At 41.6% G+C, this 15,951-nt stretch carries 19 protein-coding genes; 13 read left to right on the top strand and 6 right to left on the bottom strand.

The features are described from left to right. Window positions 1–320: 320 nt before the first annotated feature. From rpoZ to era, 6 genes are all read left to right on the top strand, one after another. Window positions 321–719: a DNA-directed RNA polymerase subunit omega gene (rpoZ, locus tag E1160_RS04405; protein ID WP_155153789.1), complete on the top strand. Its 399-nt coding sequence runs from the start codon at window positions 321–323 to the stop codon at window positions 717–719. Between the two features lie 79 nt (window positions 720–798). Beyond that, complete coding sequence (locus tag E1160_RS04400) at window positions 799–2,973, top strand: RelA/SpoT family protein (protein WP_155153788.1); 2,175 nt, start codon at window positions 799–801, stop codon at window positions 2,971–2,973. 35 nt (window positions 2,974–3,008) lie between these two features. Then, window positions 3,009–3,413 carry a holo-ACP synthase gene (gene acpS / locus E1160_RS04395; RefSeq protein WP_155153787.1) on the top strand — a complete coding sequence of 135 codons (405 nt, stop codon included), beginning with the start codon at window positions 3,009–3,011 and terminating at the stop codon, window positions 3,411–3,413. Window positions 3,414–3,524: 111 nt separating this feature from the next. Further along, window positions 3,525–4,292 (top strand): signal peptidase I, encoded by a 768-nt coding sequence (lepB, locus tag E1160_RS04390; protein WP_155153786.1) that lies wholly within the window; start codon window positions 3,525–3,527, stop codon window positions 4,290–4,292. Between the two features lie 13 nt (window positions 4,293–4,305). After that, the gene (gene rnc, locus E1160_RS04385; RefSeq protein WP_155153785.1) at window positions 4,306–4,983 is read left to right on the top strand and encodes a ribonuclease III; all 678 of its coding nucleotides are present in this window, start codon (window positions 4,306–4,308) and stop codon (window positions 4,981–4,983) included. 27 nt (window positions 4,984–5,010) lie between these two features. Beyond that, on the top strand, window positions 5,011–5,910 hold the full coding sequence (era, locus tag E1160_RS04380; protein ID WP_155153790.1) for a GTPase Era: 900 nt from the start codon (window positions 5,011–5,013) through the stop codon (window positions 5,908–5,910). Between the two features lie 35 nt (window positions 5,911–5,945). Here era and E1160_RS04375 read toward each other — a convergent pair whose 3' ends face one another. After that, window positions 5,946–7,751, bottom strand: a complete 1,806-nt coding sequence (locus tag E1160_RS04375; RefSeq protein ID WP_155153784.1) for a GGDEF domain-containing protein — start codon at window positions 7,749–7,751, stop codon at window positions 5,946–5,948. A gap of 239 nt (window positions 7,752–7,990) precedes the next feature. Here E1160_RS04375 and E1160_RS04370 point away from each other — a divergent pair, with 239 nt between their 5' ends. Then, the gene (locus tag E1160_RS04370; RefSeq protein ID WP_218048716.1) at window positions 7,991–8,386 is read left to right on the top strand and encodes a VOC family protein; all 396 of its coding nucleotides are present in this window, start codon (window positions 7,991–7,993) and stop codon (window positions 8,384–8,386) included. A 13-nt stretch (window positions 8,387–8,399) separates the two neighbouring features. Here E1160_RS04370 and hisI read toward each other — a convergent pair whose 3' ends face one another. Together hisI and E1160_RS04360 are read right to left on the bottom strand one after the other, a co-directional pair. Beyond that, entirely contained in the window at window positions 8,400–8,834 is a 435-nt protein-coding gene (gene hisI, locus E1160_RS04365) for a phosphoribosyl-AMP cyclohydrolase (protein WP_155153782.1), read from the bottom strand. A gap of 36 nt (window positions 8,835–8,870) precedes the next feature. After that, window positions 8,871–9,791, bottom strand: coding sequence for a peptidoglycan bridge formation glycyltransferase FemA/FemB family protein (locus tag E1160_RS04360; RefSeq protein WP_155153781.1), 921 nt, complete (start codon window positions 9,789–9,791; stop codon window positions 8,871–8,873). A gap of 47 nt (window positions 9,792–9,838) precedes the next feature. Here E1160_RS04360 and E1160_RS04355 point away from each other — a divergent pair, with 47 nt between their 5' ends. Next, on the top strand, window positions 9,839–10,138 hold the full coding sequence (locus E1160_RS04355) for a hypothetical protein (protein WP_155153780.1): 300 nt from the start codon (window positions 9,839–9,841) through the stop codon (window positions 10,136–10,138). A 3-nt stretch (window positions 10,139–10,141) separates the two neighbouring features. Here the strand turns inward: E1160_RS04355 and E1160_RS04350 are convergent, their stop codons facing one another. Both E1160_RS04350 and E1160_RS04345 read right to left on the bottom strand, forming a co-directional pair. Then, window positions 10,142–10,579, bottom strand: coding sequence for a CoA-binding protein (locus E1160_RS04350; RefSeq protein WP_155153779.1), 438 nt, complete (start codon window positions 10,577–10,579; stop codon window positions 10,142–10,144). Between the two features lies 1 nt (window position 10,580). Continuing rightward, window positions 10,581–11,378, bottom strand: coding sequence for an enoyl-CoA hydratase (locus E1160_RS04345; protein WP_155153778.1), 798 nt, complete (start codon window positions 11,376–11,378; stop codon window positions 10,581–10,583). 76 nt (window positions 11,379–11,454) lie between these two features. Here E1160_RS04345 and E1160_RS04340 point away from each other — a divergent pair, with 76 nt between their 5' ends. The 5 genes from E1160_RS04340 to E1160_RS04320 all read left to right on the top strand — a co-directional run bounded on the left by E1160_RS04340 (window position 11,455) and on the right by E1160_RS04320 (window position 15,100). Beyond that, window positions 11,455–11,895: a PaaI family thioesterase gene (locus tag E1160_RS04340; RefSeq protein ID WP_218048715.1), complete on the top strand. Its 441-nt coding sequence runs from the start codon at window positions 11,455–11,457 to the stop codon at window positions 11,893–11,895. A gap of 237 nt (window positions 11,896–12,132) precedes the next feature. Continuing rightward, window positions 12,133–12,600 carry a 50S ribosomal protein L13 gene (gene rplM, locus E1160_RS04335; protein WP_155153776.1) on the top strand — a complete coding sequence of 156 codons (468 nt, stop codon included), beginning with the start codon at window positions 12,133–12,135 and terminating at the stop codon, window positions 12,598–12,600. Window positions 12,601–12,602: 2 nt separating this feature from the next. Continuing rightward, window positions 12,603–13,076 (top strand): 30S ribosomal protein S9, encoded by a 474-nt coding sequence (gene rpsI / locus E1160_RS04330; protein ID WP_155153775.1) that lies wholly within the window; start codon window positions 12,603–12,605, stop codon window positions 13,074–13,076. A gap of 117 nt (window positions 13,077–13,193) precedes the next feature. Then, window positions 13,194–13,697, top strand: a complete 504-nt coding sequence (locus tag E1160_RS04325) for an AAA family ATPase (RefSeq protein ID WP_155153774.1) — start codon at window positions 13,194–13,196, stop codon at window positions 13,695–13,697. 116 nt (window positions 13,698–13,813) lie between these two features. Further along, a complete protein-coding gene (locus tag E1160_RS04320) occupies window positions 13,814–15,100 on the top strand; it encodes a GGDEF domain-containing protein (protein WP_155153773.1) in 1,287 nt (428 codons plus the stop codon). A 5-nt stretch (window positions 15,101–15,105) separates the two neighbouring features. Here E1160_RS04320 and E1160_RS04315 read toward each other — a convergent pair. Further along, window positions 15,106–15,951: helix-turn-helix transcriptional regulator (locus tag E1160_RS04315; protein ID WP_155153772.1), on the bottom strand; the 846-nt coding region annotated here is incomplete at its 5' end.

Genomic DNA, 15,951 nt, shown 5'->3' with positions numbered 1-15,951 from the left:
CACAACAAGGAAGCAGGGCAACAGAAAAAGTTATATTTTCTTCCTTTTTGAAAAATATAATTATAAATAAACGTTGTGTGAAGAAATAGAATTTCTTTTTGTTGTGGCGGAAAAATGGGCTTGTAAAGGGAGGGGGATCGCACTATATTCCTGCCTCCCTGCTAGGTTTGTCTTTGTGGGGCGAAAGCTTTTGCCGTAGTATTATTCAAAACTGGCTGCGACAGTGGATTGAAATCATTGTTTTTCGATTTCTGCTTTGCGCTATTTTGAAAAAAATGCTTTGATGAATTGATGTTAAATATACAGAAGGGTTGTCCCAGATGGCACGCGTAACAGTCGAAGATTGCGTTGAACAAGTTCCTAACCGTTTTGATTTGGTGATGCTTGCAGCACAACGCAGCCGTGAAATTAATAATGGCGCTTTGTTAACCGTTGAGCGTGACCGTGATAAAAACCCTGTTGTTGCTTTGCGCGAAATTGCTGAAGAAACAGTTGAATTAGACGGTCTGTCTGAAGGCGTGGTTAAAGGCCTTCAAAAAGTTGCTGATCTGGATGAGCCTGAAAGCGAAGCAGAATTGATGGAAATTCTTGCAGCACCTGCAGCGGAAGCCGTTGCTGAAGAAGGTGAAGAAGGCGTGGAAGCAAAACCTGTTGAAGAAACAGAGTTGGATGCTTCTATTCGTTTTGAAGACGTGGATATTCCAAACGTAGAAGATTAATGCATAAAACAAGTTACCCTCCGAAACAGTCTTTTAATGTCCTGACTTTCGGGATTGGTGTTACAGAGGGGGCTTGGTAATGCTGCGACAATACGAACTTACCGAACGAGTTTGTAGTTATGATCCAGGCGCGGATGAGGATTCTCTCAACCGCGCTTATGTTTATGCTATGCAAAAACACGGGACCCAGTTGCGTGCATCTGGTGATCCTTATTTCTCTCATCCTGTTGAAGTTGCCGGTTTGCTAAGCGAAAAACGCTTGGATGCGGCTTCTATCATGACTGGATTGCTGCATGATACGGTAGAGGATACCGATGCAACTTTGGATGAGATTTCCAAACTATTTGGTGATGAAGTTTCCGGTCTTGTAGACGGGGTGACAAAACTTTCCCAACTTGAATTGCAGTCAGAACAAAACAAACAAGCAGAAAATTTCCGTAAGCTCGTTCTTGCGATGTCTAAGGATATCCGTGTTTTATTGGTGAAGTTGGCTGACCGTCTTCATAATATGTCCACGCTTCACTTTATTAAGAAGGAAGAAAAACGCCGTCGTATCTCACGGGAAACGATGGATATTTATGTGCCATTGGCGGAACGTGTTGGTGTTCGTGATTGGAAAGAACAGCTTGAAGAGCTTGCCTTCCGGGAACTTAATCCCGATGCGCGTAGTTCAATCCTTAAACGTTTGGATTTCCTGAATAATGAAGAAGGCGGCCTGATTGATCGTGTGATTAAAGAATTACAAGGTTTGATGGATCAGCATGGATTGAACGCCAAGGTGACAGGGCGCCAGAAATCGCCTTATTCTATTTGGCGAAAGATGCAACGTCAGAATGTTGGCTTTGAACAACTTTCAGATATTATGGCCTTTCGTGTGATCGTTGAAGATCCAAATGAATGTTATCAGGCGTTAGGTGTCATTCACGGTCAGTATACCGTGGTGCCGGGGCGTTTTAAGGATTACGTGTCCTTACCAAAACCAAATGGGTATCAATCTTTACATACAGGCGTTATTGGTCCAGAAAATCAACGAATTGAAATCCAAATTCGTACCCAACATATGCATGAGGTTGCTGAACTTGGTGTCGCGGCACATTGGGTTTACAAGGGGCAAAGTAATGATGGCAGTGAGCCGGAGGTAAAGCCGGGGCATATTGCCAATAAGGAAGGTAATCAATATCGTTGGTTGCGCGACATGCTGGACATTATGTCCAATGCCGCAGGTCCTGATGAGTTTCTTGAACATACCAAAATGGAGATGTTCTCCGATCAGGTGTTCGTATTTACACCAAAAGGAGATCTTCATGCCTTACCACGTGGGGCGACACCGATTGATTTTGCATATTCGGTTCATTCCGAAGTCGGCGATCATTGTGTGGCAGCCAAGGTGAATGGCCGTATCGTTCCATTACGTACGAAATTACGTAATGGCGATCAGCTGGAAATTTCGACATCAAAAGGTCAGACGCCAAATCCGTCTTGGGAAAGTTTTGTTGTAACCGGCAAGGCGCGGGCTTCCATTCGTCGCTTTATTAGATCCAAACAACGTGAACAGTATATTAGCCTAGGTAAGGAAATTCTGGAAAATACTTTCCGACAAGCTGACTATGAATTAACGGAAAAGGCACTGAAGTCCATATTGGATAAACATGGTGCGGACACAATTGAAACTCTGCATGCACGCATTGGCGAAGGTCAAGTTACAGGACGTGAGGTTCTCTATAGCGTTTATCCGGGAGCCAAAGAAAGTCAGCAAGTGGCAAAGAAAATGCCACAGACACGTGCGAAGGATTTACCAGCACACGCGATCCCAATTCGTGGATTGATCCCGGGGATGGCATTGCATTATGCGAAATGTTGTCACCCTCTACCGGGGGATCGCATTGTGGGTATTGTAACGACGGGTAAAGGGGTAACGATCCATACTATCGATTGTCGTACCTTGGAAGCTTTTGCAGATATGCCGGAACGTTGGATTGATGTGTCTTGGGATATGGATTCTGATGAGAAATCCAGTTTTGTTGGACGTATCAGTGCCGTCATTTCAAATGAACCGGGGGCGTTAGCATCTTTGACAACAACGATTGGTCGAGATGGCGGTAATATTAATAACTTGAAATTTACCAACCGAGGTCAGGATTTCTTCGATATCATGGTTGATGTTGAAGTGACAGATGTAAGGCAGCTGAGTAATATTATAGCCGCATTACGAGCGTCCTCTGTTGTGAATACAGTTGAGAGATCGCAAGGTTAACTGTCGGTTAGATTACCTGAAATAGGAATAGAAACATGATCATTGGTACAGGTACTGACCTTTGTGCAATTCCACGTATTGAGGAAACGCTAGCGAAGTTTGGAACTCGTTTTTTAGAACGGCTTTATACTGAGCAAGAACAAGCACGTGCTGAACGTCGCCCGAATAAAAGAGCTGATCGCTATGCGCAAATGTTTGCTGCAAAAGAAGCTTGCTCTAAAGCTTTGGGAACCGGATTTCGTCAAGGTGTTTTCTGGCGTGACATGGAAGTTGTACCGGAACCAAGTGGAAAGCCGACCATGCGATTGCATGGTGGTGCTTTAAAACGGATGATGAGTTTAATCCCCGACGGGATGGAACCACAAGTAGATGTGTCCTTAACTGATGAAGCTGGTTTGGCACATGCGATGGTGATTATTTCAGCAAACCCGAAAATATAAACAGATAAAAGGGTTTGAACCTGCATTGACAGGGCCTATATGAACACTCATAACCTTTTTAAACGAAATAATGTTATATTGAATTACAGTTAGAGAAAGCGGATGGCAAAAATGTCCAGCGAAACTTCTGAAGAACAACAAGAAAAAGGCTTTATTGCAGAAGCTTGGGATACCCTGAAGACGGTCTTTTGGGCTCTGGTCATTGCAATTATTTTCAGAACTTTTTTGTTTGAACCGTTTAATATTCCATCAGGTTCCATGTATCCAAATTTGATGGTTGGCGATTATATGTTCGTGAATAAATCTTCATATGGTTACAGCAAATATAGCTTCCTTTTTGGTTTTCCTCCATTCGAGGGGCGTATCATAGGAAGTGAACCTGAGCGTGGTGATGTTGCGGTTTTCCGTAATCCAAAACAAGATGGTGTGGATTATGTGAAGCGTATTGTTGGTTTGCCGGGAGATCGTATTCAGATAAAAGCTGGTGTTTTGCATATTAATGGGGAGGCTGTTAAACGCCGTCGTATTGAAGATTATGTCATTAATCCAGAGACACCTTTCCCGGAGAGTATAAAACAATATGTTGAAACTTTACCAAACGGGAAAAGTTACAATATTTTAGAGGAAACTGACGCAGGATATTTGGATAATACCAAGGTATTTATTGTTCCCGAAGGCCATTATTTCGGGATGGGAGACAACCGGGATAATTCTTCTGATAGTCGTGTGTTATCATCCGTAGGTTATATTCCATTTGATAATTTGGTTGGACGTGCAACGAATTTATTCTATTCCGCGGATAGTCGTGTGAAATGGTATCTGCCATGGACTTGGTTTATTGGTACACGTTATGACCGATTGTTACATTCTGTAGACTAGGTAATAATATAGCATGTCTATAGATTATACTCCGTTTTTTGAAGCCCTTGGTGTTACTCTTTCTGATAAGAAAAGGTTAACGCGGGCTTTAACACATAAAAGTGCAAGCCATGGCCGGGATTTAGGCTATGAACGTCTTGAGTTTTTAGGAGATCGTGTGCTTGGTCTTTGCGTTGCAGATATGTTGATGGATGCTTTCCCAAAGGAACCAGAAGGGGCATTGTCTCGGCGTTTAAACGCTTTGGTTCGTCAGGAAACCTTGGCTGAAGTCGCGTTAGAAATTTCTTTACCAAACTATGTTATTTTAGGTAAGGCAGAAGAAGAAAGTGGTGCGAGACATAACCCTGCGATCCTTTCTGATATTGTGGAAGCAGTCATTGCTGCGATTTATAAAGAACAAGGTTTGGAAGAAGCACGAAAGTTTATCCATAAATATTTGGAAAAACGTTTAGAAAATACAGCCAAACCACCCAAGGATGCGAAATCTGCATTACAAGAATGGGCTATGGCGCGCAAAATGCCTTTGCCAGCTTATACGATGACAGATCGAAGCGGGCCCGATCATGCGCCAATATTTACCATTGAAGTGGCTTTGCCGGGACGCGAAGCTGTGTCTGCACAAGGTGAAACCAAACGTGTTGCTGAACAAAAGGCGGCAACAACTATGCTAGAAAAATTAACTGCTGAATAAGCTTGTAAGGAATTTTGAATTATGACAATGCCGGAAAATAGTCGCGCGGGTTTTGTGGCGCTAATCGGGGCACCAAATGCTGGTAAATCCACATTGTTAAACCGTTTTGTAGGAACAAAGGTTTCAATTGTTACTCATAAGGTGCAAACAACCCGAAGTCGTGTGCTTGGGGTGGTGATTGAAGATGATGCGCAAATCGTTTTCGTCGATACACCAGGTATCTTTGCGCCAAAGCGCCGCTTGGATCGTGCTATGGTGCGTGCTGCTTGGGATGGGGCAAAAGATGCAGATGTTGTGGTCTTGATGGTGGACGCAATGGTTGGTCTGAAAGATGAGGTTAAAGCTATTATTCAAAATCTGCAGGAAAATAACCGTAAAGCCGTCTTAGCGTTGAACAAAATTGATAAAGTAAAACGTGAAGAATTATTAACGTTAACTGCTGAGCTAGATGATTCAGGTGTTTTCACTGATATCTTTATGATCTCCGCCTTGAATGGAGACGGGGCTAGTGACTTGTTAAAATTCTTGTGTGAAAAAATTCCGCAAAGTCCTTGGTTATTCCCAGAAGATCAAATTACAGATATGCCATTACGTATGATGGCCGCTGAAGTAACCCGTGAAAAACTATTCATAAATGTCCATCAGGAATTACCATATGAGTTAGCGGTGGAAACCGAGACTTGGGAAGAGTTTAAAAACGGTAGTGTGAAAATTGAACAAACTGTTTATGTGCGTCGTGAAAGTCAGCGTAGTATCATTTTGGGGAAAGATGGTCAGCGTATTAAAAAGATTGGCGCAGATGCACGTGAAGAGCTAACGGAAATGTTTGGCCGTAAAGTACATCTTTTCCTATATGTTAAAGTGCGTGAACGTTGGGAAGAAAATTCCAATTTTTATATGCAATGGGGATTAGAGTTTAACGCTTAATTTCTCTGTTTCAGTGAGAGAAGACTTTGGTGGAGCTATTTGTGAAGAAGCTCCACTTTTGCTTTTTTTTGCGGTTCAAGTTGGTCATAGGCGACAAAACCTGCCGCATTCTTTGCCTGTTTTTTTAAATAGGCGAGTTTCTCACCGATCTGATCCATTTGTTCAATTGACGCAGAAGCAGGTAACATTAAAACAGCTGCCGCACAGGATAACATTGCAAATTTGCGGAAGAGGCCGTCCCGATCCTTTGCAAGAATGTAACCCTTTTCTCGATCTTCTTTTGCATAAAAACTTTCAACATCCTGATTGAAGGAAGTTAGAACTTTCCTAACTTTTAACAATACTGTCTCTTGATCTTTATCTGAGAAACCAGCAAAAAAGTCATCGCCCCCTACATGGCCTAAAAAGGCACCTTCCTGAACAAGATGTTTTTTCATAATATCGGCAAATAGCAGGATTGCGCGGTCACCCTGACGGAAACCATAATGATCGTTGAAAGGTTTGAAATTGTTAAAATCAAAATATGCTAGGCCATGTGTACCCGTGGATTGTGTGTTTAAAATCTTACCGACAAAATCGTTGATGGAATTATTTCCAGGCAACTTAGTGAGTGGGTTTTGGTCTTGTGCTTGAACAAGGCGTCTCTCATTAATGATTTGTAGTAAGGAATGGTTGCTCAAAAAACCTAGATATTTGAAATTACGACTGATCATAATTCCTTCAGGAATGTCATTGGTTGCGTAGATGTGCAGGATTTCATCAAGACTCTGGTCAATATCTGCGATCGGGCATCGGGTAATAAAATCAATGACACGATGTCCAATGCCACGGTTGTTAAGTAGAGCATGACCAAAGCGGTTATAGATATATCCCTTAAGCACAGATTCACGTAAAATCCCGCGTGCTTCACCTTTTTCATCCACGACAGGAAAGAAAATACGATCAGGGTTGTTTTTAAACATTTCCAGTACATCTTGGATCTGATCATATTCACGGATAACTGTGTTTTGATGTTCTAAATGTTCTTCGACATTAGATGCGATTTGTTTTCTATTCCGTCGATCATCATTATTAAGTTTGGTAATGATTGGATAATAGGTTTTAACTTTATCATGATCCAGTTGTGGGCGAGAAATGAGATAACCTTGTACTAAGTCACAACCAAGTTCTCTGCAGAAGTTAAAATCTTGAACACGTTCAACACCTTCTGCAATCACATGAATACCTAAGGCATGTGACATATTCACCATATTAGAAACCAGAAGGCGTTTTTTCTGGTCCTCAGCTAGTCCATCAATGAAAAACCGATCAATCTTCAGATAATCAGGTTGGTAATCATAGAGCATTTTAAGTTCAGAAAAACCGCGACCATAATCATCAAGTGCGAGGCGGAAATTCTGCTGTCTACAACGTGCCAGAATATCTGTGATATGTTTAGCTTCACTATTATTGTAAAGCTCTGACATTTCCAGACAAAGACTGTCTCGAGGTAGGTTATAAGTTTTAAGCAGCGTTGCTGTACTATCTGGATGATAGTCAGGGGATTCAAAAGTCCGTCCGTCCATATTGAAAAAGAGACGCATATTCTCGGAACCATTAATTCCTGCAAATCCATGCAATGCCTTTTGACGCAGGATGACATCAGCTTGGTGCAGTATCCCTTTATTCCAGGCATGGTCGAAGAAGTCTTGAATAGACCCAAACCCTAATTCATCCTGCCCACGCAACAGTGCTTCATAGCCATAAGTTGTGCCAGTGTGAATATCTACAATCGGTTGGAACGCATATTTAATTTGGCGTTTAATACCGTTGAGAAATGCTTGGTGGTCTACATTTTCCATATGTTGTATATCTCTATTTTTTTAGCCGGCACTGATAGCAATCTAGAATGACTCTTAAACTAAATATATGTTACAGAAAAAAGAAACTTATGTCCTGCTTATTTATTAGGTTTCGTTTAGGTATTGGTAAATGCTTTGTCAGAATAATTGAATTTTGAAACTAGACACAGGATTTCAGATCACTTATTTAGCTATAAGAATGCAGTATCTGATCAACAATGAAGAAAAAGGGGCAGATCATGCCGATTACAATTGATCGTTTAGACCATTTTGTTTTGACTGTTGCCGATATTGACGCAACTTGTGATTTTTACGAACGTGTTTTAGGAATGCGTCGTGAAGTGTTTAATGATGGTCGTGTTGCCTTGCATTTTAACCGACAAAAAATCAATCTTCATGCAAAGGATAATGCAGGCGTTGAACAATTACCGGCCCGCCCAAATACAGGAAGCGCCGATGTTTGTTTTATTACAACCCAGCCAATGGAAACCGTGATAGCGCATTTGGAAACATCATTGGTGCCGGTGCTGGAGGGGCCTGTCCTAAGAACGGGTGCAAAAGGCCCTATCACATCTGTTTATTTCCGTGACCCTGATGGAAATTTGATTGAAGTTTCAAAATATAATGAAAGATAAAAAAAAGGTGCGATTATCGCACCTTTGTTACATCCGGTTCACCTAGCACGGGATTGTCTGCTTTGTCCTTATCACCAAATGGGATGATACGATAAAAGCAATTTTCATATCCCACATGACAACAGCCACCATCACCACCAGGTATCACAGATAACACAATGGCATCTTGATCACAGTCAGTGCGTATTTCTTTGACGACTTGAACCTGTCCGCTGGTTTTGCCTTTATGCCAGATTTCATCACGTGAACGGCTATAATATACGGCTTCTCCCAACTCAATAGTCATATGAAGAGCTTCGGCATTCATATAGGCAACCATCAATACGTCTTTAGTCTCCGCATGGGTTGTGATAACGGGGATTAGACCATTTTCATCAAACCTTGGGGCAAGTACGTTACCTTCCTCTAGCTCCGCTTTGGAGAGGGAAGAGTTGTCTGGGAAACTCATTTTTTTTATTCCTATTAAGTAAGAGATGGCTGCAATTTACGTAAAGTTCCCTGCTAATGTAAAGCTTTCTCCGCCCATTCTTTCTTTAAATCGCGCAAGACCGGGATTTTTTTCGGGTTCTATGCCGCCAAGATCAAAATTGTTGATCCTTCTATTCTTGAGGTGCAATATCGATTTCCAAAGTAATAAATTCATTGCATTAAGTTTTTTGCCAGTTTCATCTGCAAAGGAAAGCTGATAAGTTGCTGATTGTCCATGAAGTTGGATCAAAACTGCAGCACAGGGTTCTTGATTGTGCTGAATAGATACAACCATCTTTTTGCTATCAGGTAGTTTGAAATATACAGCAGGTGGCATTGCATCATAGCCTATTGTATTTTGCTGGTCTGTTACATGCTGTAATAACCAATCTTCGGCGTTAGCATCTTCCATGAAATCGAGATTTTCATGCTCAGCTTTAGAAAGCTGATTACGCCATTTGCTATGCAAGTCTTTACGTAAATCATCTTCAGATTTACGCAAATCAATCCAGATGGATTGATAGCCTCTGAGCACTTTATGTAAGCCATTTTTACTGAGTTCGCGATTAACGGCCTCACTGTCAGGCAATTCAGGCATCAGATCGGTCATATAACCTTTTAGCAGAGATTTTCTTTGTTTAATTTTAAGAAGGATATCCATCAATTCATCCGGCATCGGTGGCTTTGAAAAGATCGGACCCCGGATCAATTTGCGATGTGTTAGGATTTTTAGTTTTGGCACATTATAAAGCTGGGCTAAACCAATGATCTTATTACCTCGTTTGATGAGGCATCTTTCCAGTCCATTGTTGAATTCGTTGGTAAGAATTTCAGCCATATCCCAGTCATGGAAAGCATTACTACGTGGAATCTTATTCAAGCAATCTTCCCAATCTTGCTGAGAAAACTCTTCCCATTCTAGGTGAATCTTGTTCATCTTATGCCTGTTGAAATTATTTAGGTCTGCACTTTAGGGGAAATCTAATGGCAAAAAAGAAAATAAGCAAAGCCAGTCGTGCAGCTTCTGATAAATTAAAAGGGGAGCAAACGGCAAAAGGGCAAGAAACAGCTGCTGACATTGGTTCCCATTCTGCCAAAAAGCAGAGCTTTCTTGATAATCCCATTGGTCCGGGATTAAGGCTTACATGGAAAGCCGTCTTCCTGTTTATGTTTATCTGTTTGTTATTAGATATCGGTTTATTCGTTCTTTTCCATTTAGGATTAGATAGTTGCTATGCTGTATTATGCCTATGGTCTGAACAACAGATATCGTTACCTCAATAGTTTTTAACCAAGGCTCAGTCGCGGATACTCAATTGCAGGGCAGCGGTTCATCACCATTTTCATACCTGCGGATTCTGCACGATCAGCTGCTTCATGATTGATGATTTCAAGTTGTAGCCATGCCACTTTGGCACCTTTTTTAATCGCTTCGTCCACAACGCCACCCGCGTCACGACTGTTACGAAATATATCTACCAGATCAATTTCACCCGGTATTTGGTCAAGGGAGGCATATCCCTTTTGTCCCAATAGATCTTTATCCGTAAATTTAGGAGAAACAGGAATGACGTCATACCCTTTATCAAGTAGAAACTTAAAAACCCGGTAACTTGCCCGTTCAGGCTTGTCGCTGGCGCCAACCAAGGCAATACGTTTTGTTGTTTTTAAGATATCTGCGATATATGCATCGGAATAGAAATCTTCTTTATGGTTAAAATCCATTTTATTGTCCTGTCCAAATCGGAGGGCGTTTTTCGATAAAGGCTTGAATGCCTTCATCTGCATCTTTGAAACTCATATTTTCTACCATGACTTGGGCGCAATAGTCATAAGCATCAGTCAAATTCATATCATCTTGTTTATAGAAAGCTTCTTTACCTGTTTTTAAAACCAGCGGAGATTTAGAGGCAATTTTTTCAGCAAGATCTATTGTTGCTGGGTCAAGGTCATCAGTCATTACATGTTGATTAATCAAGCCAATTTCAACGGCTCTCTCTGCATTTACCATATCGCCCGTGAGCAGCATCTCCATAGCATGTTTCTTTGAGACTGCACGGCTTAAGGCCACCATTGGAGTCGAGCAAAATAAACCAATATTCACGCCGGGGGTGGCAAAGCGTGTGTCTGATGCCGCAATCGCCAAATCCGCTGTTGCGACTAACTGACATCCTGCGGCTGTGGCAATGCCATGGGCTTTAACAATGACAGGTTGTCTCAGGTTAACAATCGCTTGCATCATCCGAGAGCAAGTTTTGAAAGTTTTTTTCCTAAATTCAACAGTTGGTGTGGCTTTCATTTCTTTCAGGTCGTGACCTGCACAAAACCCTTTTCCAGATCCCTGAATAACAACAACGGCAATTTCAGGATTACGATCTAGCGCGTCAAGTTCAAATAGAATTGCTTCCATGAGATCAATGGATAGGGCGTTATAAGCTTCCGGTCTATTCAGCGTTAGATAGGCAACAGCATTTCTATCTTCCCGTAAAAGAAGATTTTCCTTTGAAATTTCAGATTTTGTCATTAGCTTTCCCTTAACAAGTTACATAAAGCTTAGAACAACAAGAATAAGTTGGAAAGAGAATAGGGGAATGAACAACATGAAAAATATGGCAAAAAAGCCTTCTGCGATTACCGCGGAAGAATTTGAAGTTATTCGCGATAGTGATGCGCCATTTACGGACTATTATGATTTCAAAATTGATGATTTACATTATGCGGATTGTCTGACCCGTTTGCCATATGCTCAAAAACATGTGCGCCCTGGAGGCACAATTTGTGGGCCAGCTATGTTTGCTCTAGCCGATTATTCTATGTGGTTGGCGGTTTTATCTGTTGTGGGGAAAGTGCCTTTGGCGGTGACCACGAGTATGAATATTAACTTCCTGAACAAGCCGCGCGAAGCTGATCTATTATGCCATACAAAACTTATCAAGATTGGGAAGAGATTGATGGTTGGTGACATGACCCTTTATGCAGAAGGGGATGATCAACCTTGTGCCCATGTGACAGGTACATATTCGGTACCACCTCAAAAATAGCGGTATTTATATACCGCTACATGCAAAAACGTCCAAGAAACGCAGGAAATAAGGCGAAATAATTGCGGTATTATAATACCAATTTTTTAAGTTATTGTTTTTATTGTTTTTTTTGAAATAGGTTGGGGTTGACTTGCGAAGGTAGCTTCTATACAACCCCTCTCCAGAGACGCGGTGCAGTTTGTGCCGCGGTTTTTTATCGAGTTTTAATTTTAATCACAAGCTACAGGATGTGTCATGAAGACTTATTCTATGAAAGCCAGTGAAATCGCTGAAAGCAAGAAATGGATCTTGATCGACGCGGAAGGTCTGGTGCTTGGTCGTCTTGCTGCAGAAGTTGCTAAAATTCTGCGTGGTAAGCATAAACCAACTTTCACACCAAACATGGACTGTGGTGATAACGTTGTTATCATCAACGCTGAGAAGATCGCTGTAACAGGTCGCAAGCTGACAGACAAGAAATTCTACTGGCATACAGGTCACCCAGGCGGTATCAAATCCCGCACAATGGGTCAAATTCTGGAAGGTGAATATCCAGAACGTGCAATCAAAAAAGCTGTTGAGCGTATGGTTCCTCGTGGACCATTGGGCCGTAAGCAAATGAGCAACTTGAAAGTATATGCGGGTACAGAACACCCACATGACGCTCAAAAGCCTACAGTTCTCGATCTTGCAGCACGCAACTCTAAAAATACACGGGGTTAATCATGGCTGAAGAAACATTGAATGATTTGTCTCAATTGGCTGGCGCTGCAGAAGTTTCTGCAACACCTGCTGAGCCTAAATTGGATGACTTGGGCCGTGCTTATGCAACTGGTCGCCGTAAAGGTGCTGTTGCACGTGTATGGATCAAACCAGGTTCTGGTAAAGTAACTGTAAACGGTCGTGAAATTGAAAACTACTTCGTACGTCCAGTATTGCAAATGATCGTTAACCAACCTTTCGGTCACGTTGAGCGTGAAGGTCAGTTTGACGTTATGGCAACTGTGACAGGTGGTGGTTTGTCCGGTCAAGCTGGTGCATTGCGCCACGGTTTGTCCCGCGCTTTGGTTAATTTCGAACCTGCACTTCGCGGTGTATTGAAATCCGGCGGCTTCTTGACACGTGACGCTCGTGTTGTTGAACGTAAGAAATACGGTAAAGCAAAAGCTCGCCGTTCCTTCCAGTTCTCCAAACGTTAATCGTTACGTTACAGTCGAACTGTTACGAAAAACCCGCTACCATATGGTGGCGGGTTTTTTATTGCTTAATGGAGATTTAAGGATAGATTGTCTGTTCAAAATATATAGGGGAAGAACGTGGCAAAAATTCATCTAATTGTTGGAAATGTAGGGGCAGGTAAAAGCACTTATGCTGCTAAACTAGCGCAGAAAGAACGCGCACATATTTTTACCATTGACGACTGGATGGGTAACTTGTTCTGGATGGATGCACCGGAAGAAGATACATATCAATGGGCATTGGAAAGAACGGTTAGAATCGAAAAGCAAGTCCTGAAAGAAACGCAGAGTATTGTGACGTTAGGCGTTCATGTGATTTTGGATATGGGCTTTTTTTCGAAGGAGCAACGACGCCGGGTGATAGATGCGTTTGATCCTGAGCAAAACGAAATCCTTGTACATTATCTGGATGTTGATCAAGAAACACGATGGCAACGAGTTGAAAAACGAAATTATGAGAAAACCGAAACTTATCGCTTTGAGGTGCCACGGGAAATTTTTGATTTCTGTGAGACGATCTTTGAGCCTTTAACATCTGAAGAACTCACCCAAGATTTAGAACTGGTTGAAATTCAGTCCTAAAAAATATTTAGATGTCTTTTCTTAAAGCTTGATTAGTTGGAATTATTCAGCTGAGATAAAAATGCTATGTAACATAAATAGAAATCTGAATTACAGATGGGGTTTGAACAGCAAAAATGACAACGCCAGATTATAGCCATTTAACAATCATAGAAACCTCTGATGAATTAAAACTTTATGATCTTGTGCCAAATCCGATCTGGGTTTTTGATCTGGATAAGCATGGATGGTGGTGGGGGAATACAGAAGCCATAAAATTCTGGGGGTTGGAAACAGTTGATGATTTAATCAACAAGGACCTATCTGGGGATACAGATGGGGCCAGAAAACGGATGGAACAAACTTTTGACCTTGCCGTGAAAGAAGGGCTTACTGTTGATCCTTGGACCACATATCCAAATGGAAAACCCAAAACATTATTTATGAAACATCGCGCAGCGCTATTAGGGCCTGAACGTCATAGAGGCATTATTGCCTATATCCACGAAGACGTGAATTTAGGGGAGCAGCCGGAGAATTTATTGCTTGTAGAAGCCATGCGTTACACCACGGTGATGGTGACCAGTTTTACCTTGGAAGGTGAAAGCGTTATCGAAAATCCGGCGGCAACCGAAGCCTATAAACATTTAAATGATATCGCATATGAAAAAGATGTCACGGATTTTACCGCACGTTTTGAAATCCATGAAGAGGGTTTGGCTTGTTTTAATCGTGCAAAAGAAGAAGAGGGCGGACGATGGGAATATCGCATGCGTACCTCTGCAGGTGTTCGAACACATATGCTGGACATCCGCATGACCCGCCATCCGTTGACTGGTGATTTCTTGATGCTGATGGCGGAATATGATGTGACGCCATTGAAGATTGCCTTGGAAGAAGCGCGTCTGGCGGAAGCGGAGCTTCATATGTTAGCGCATTATGATGCCCTGACAGGCTTACCAAGTTTACGTCTATTTCAGGAAAATTTAACCAAACTAATGGCGTTAGCCTCGCGCAAAAACGAAAAACTGGCCGTTATGTTTATTGATTTAGACGGTTTTAAAGAAGTCAATGATTCATATGGACATGATGTCGGGGATGCAGTTCTGAAGACTGTCGCGGATCGATTGAAATCCTGTATTCGGGATGCCGATATTGTATCACGTATTGGCGGGGATGAGTTCATACTTTTGCAGACAGGAGTGAAAGATATGGACGCTGTATCCGCGTTGGCAGAAAAAATTACAAATAGTCTTCTCCCTAAGATCGATATCAAAGGGCTGGAAGTTACGATTGGTGCAAGTGTAGGGGTAGCCCTTTATCCTGATCATGGGGCGGATTCAGAAAAATTGATACGTGAGGCAGATCAGCGTATGTATACTGTTAAAAAATCAGGTAAAAACAATTACTTGATTGCATCATAAGTGAATTATGATTCCTTGTTTTCGACCAAAACCATAGGATCAGCAGAAACGGCCTTTTCTACATTTCGCAAAGACAGCAGGAATAAAGAAAATAATTCTGCGTAAGTGGTGATATCAAGTTTGCGATAAATGGCTTTTCGATGATTTTTAACCGTGCCAATAGTGATGTCCATAAGTTGAGCAATATTTTTGTTATCATTTCCCTGTAATATTAAGATTGCGACTTTCTGTTCTTTTGATGTCAGAATGGATTTCGCGAAAGTTTCTAGACCTGTATCCAGAATATCATTGATGTTTCTTGTATGGCTCTCACTAGATAGCTTTCGATTTAACACGCGCCAATGTGATGTTAACATTGCGATGATTATTTTCTCATAGGCCAAGAGAAATTCCATATCTGCTTGGGAAAATAGTCGCTGATTTCGCCGCCTGACCATACTTAGCGTTAAGGCTCTATTCTCTTCCAGAATACAGATGAAACCCACTTCATCTATCACTTCTGTTTGAACATAATAATCTTTATAGAACTTGGATTTCTTAAATGATTCCGTATGGAAATCATCCATAGCATAGGATTTTGATAAAGGCTTGTCTTGTTGCTGACAATATTGCCAAATGGGGTCAAGTTTATAAGGGCCTTTGAGATAACGGGCTGTATAGATGTCATATTCTTCAGGCGGGCAATTATCATAGATAGGAATTGGACGAACATCGCCAAAAACCGCATCAACGCTTAATCTATCAAAGTTGATATGACTTTTCAGAAAACTTGTCAGCTTTTCAAAAAATCCGATATCCCCAATAGAAGTGCTAACATGCGCCAATTTATCCAATATATCTTTCATGATTAT

It is taken from the genome of Curvivirga aplysinae (genome assembly GCF_009711445.1).
In the GTDB taxonomy this organism is placed as follows: domain Bacteria; phylum Pseudomonadota; class Alphaproteobacteria; order UBA8366; family Aestuariispiraceae; genus Curvivirga; species Curvivirga aplysinae.
Note: the sequence above shows the minus strand (reverse complement) of the source record. Positions and strands in the feature narration are given on the sequence as shown.

Coding starts and splice junctions, on each gene's coding strand:
- lepB (WP_155153786.1), top strand. CDS start 3,525: ATGTCCAGCGAAACTTCTGAAGAACAACAAGAAAAAGGCTTTATTGCA.
- acpS (WP_155153787.1), top strand. CDS start 3,009: ATGATCATTGGTACAGGTACTGACCTTTGTGCAATTCCACGTATTGAG.
- E1160_RS04320 (WP_155153773.1), top strand. CDS start 13,814: ATGACAACGCCAGATTATAGCCATTTAACAATCATAGAAACCTCTGAT.
- E1160_RS04400 (WP_155153788.1), top strand. CDS start 799: ATGCTGCGACAATACGAACTTACCGAACGAGTTTGTAGTTATGATCCA.
- rplM (WP_155153776.1), top strand. CDS start 12,133: ATGAAGACTTATTCTATGAAAGCCAGTGAAATCGCTGAAAGCAAGAAA.
- rpoZ (WP_155153789.1), top strand. CDS start 321: ATGGCACGCGTAACAGTCGAAGATTGCGTTGAACAAGTTCCTAACCGT.
- E1160_RS04370 (WP_218048716.1), top strand. CDS start 7,991: ATGCCGATTACAATTGATCGTTTAGACCATTTTGTTTTGACTGTTGCC.
- era (WP_155153790.1), top strand. CDS start 5,011: ATGCCGGAAAATAGTCGCGCGGGTTTTGTGGCGCTAATCGGGGCACCA.
- E1160_RS04350 (WP_155153779.1), bottom strand. CDS start 10,579: ATGGATTTTAACCATAAAGAAGATTTCTATTCCGATGCATATATCGCA.
- rnc (WP_155153785.1), top strand. CDS start 4,306: ATGTCTATAGATTATACTCCGTTTTTTGAAGCCCTTGGTGTTACTCTT.
- E1160_RS04375 (WP_155153784.1), bottom strand. CDS start 7,751: ATGGAAAATGTAGACCACCAAGCATTTCTCAACGGTATTAAACGCCAA.
- E1160_RS04340 (WP_218048715.1), top strand. CDS start 11,455: ATGAAAAATATGGCAAAAAAGCCTTCTGCGATTACCGCGGAAGAATTT.
- E1160_RS04360 (WP_155153781.1), bottom strand. CDS start 9,791: ATGAACAAGATTCACCTAGAATGGGAAGAGTTTTCTCAGCAAGATTGG.
- rpsI (WP_155153775.1), top strand. CDS start 12,603: ATGGCTGAAGAAACATTGAATGATTTGTCTCAATTGGCTGGCGCTGCA.
- E1160_RS04355 (WP_155153780.1), top strand. CDS start 9,839: ATGGCAAAAAAGAAAATAAGCAAAGCCAGTCGTGCAGCTTCTGATAAA.
- E1160_RS04345 (WP_155153778.1), bottom strand. CDS start 11,378: ATGACAAAATCTGAAATTTCAAAGGAAAATCTTCTTTTACGGGAAGAT.
- hisI (WP_155153782.1), bottom strand. CDS start 8,834: ATGAGTTTCCCAGACAACTCTTCCCTCTCCAAAGCGGAGCTAGAGGAA.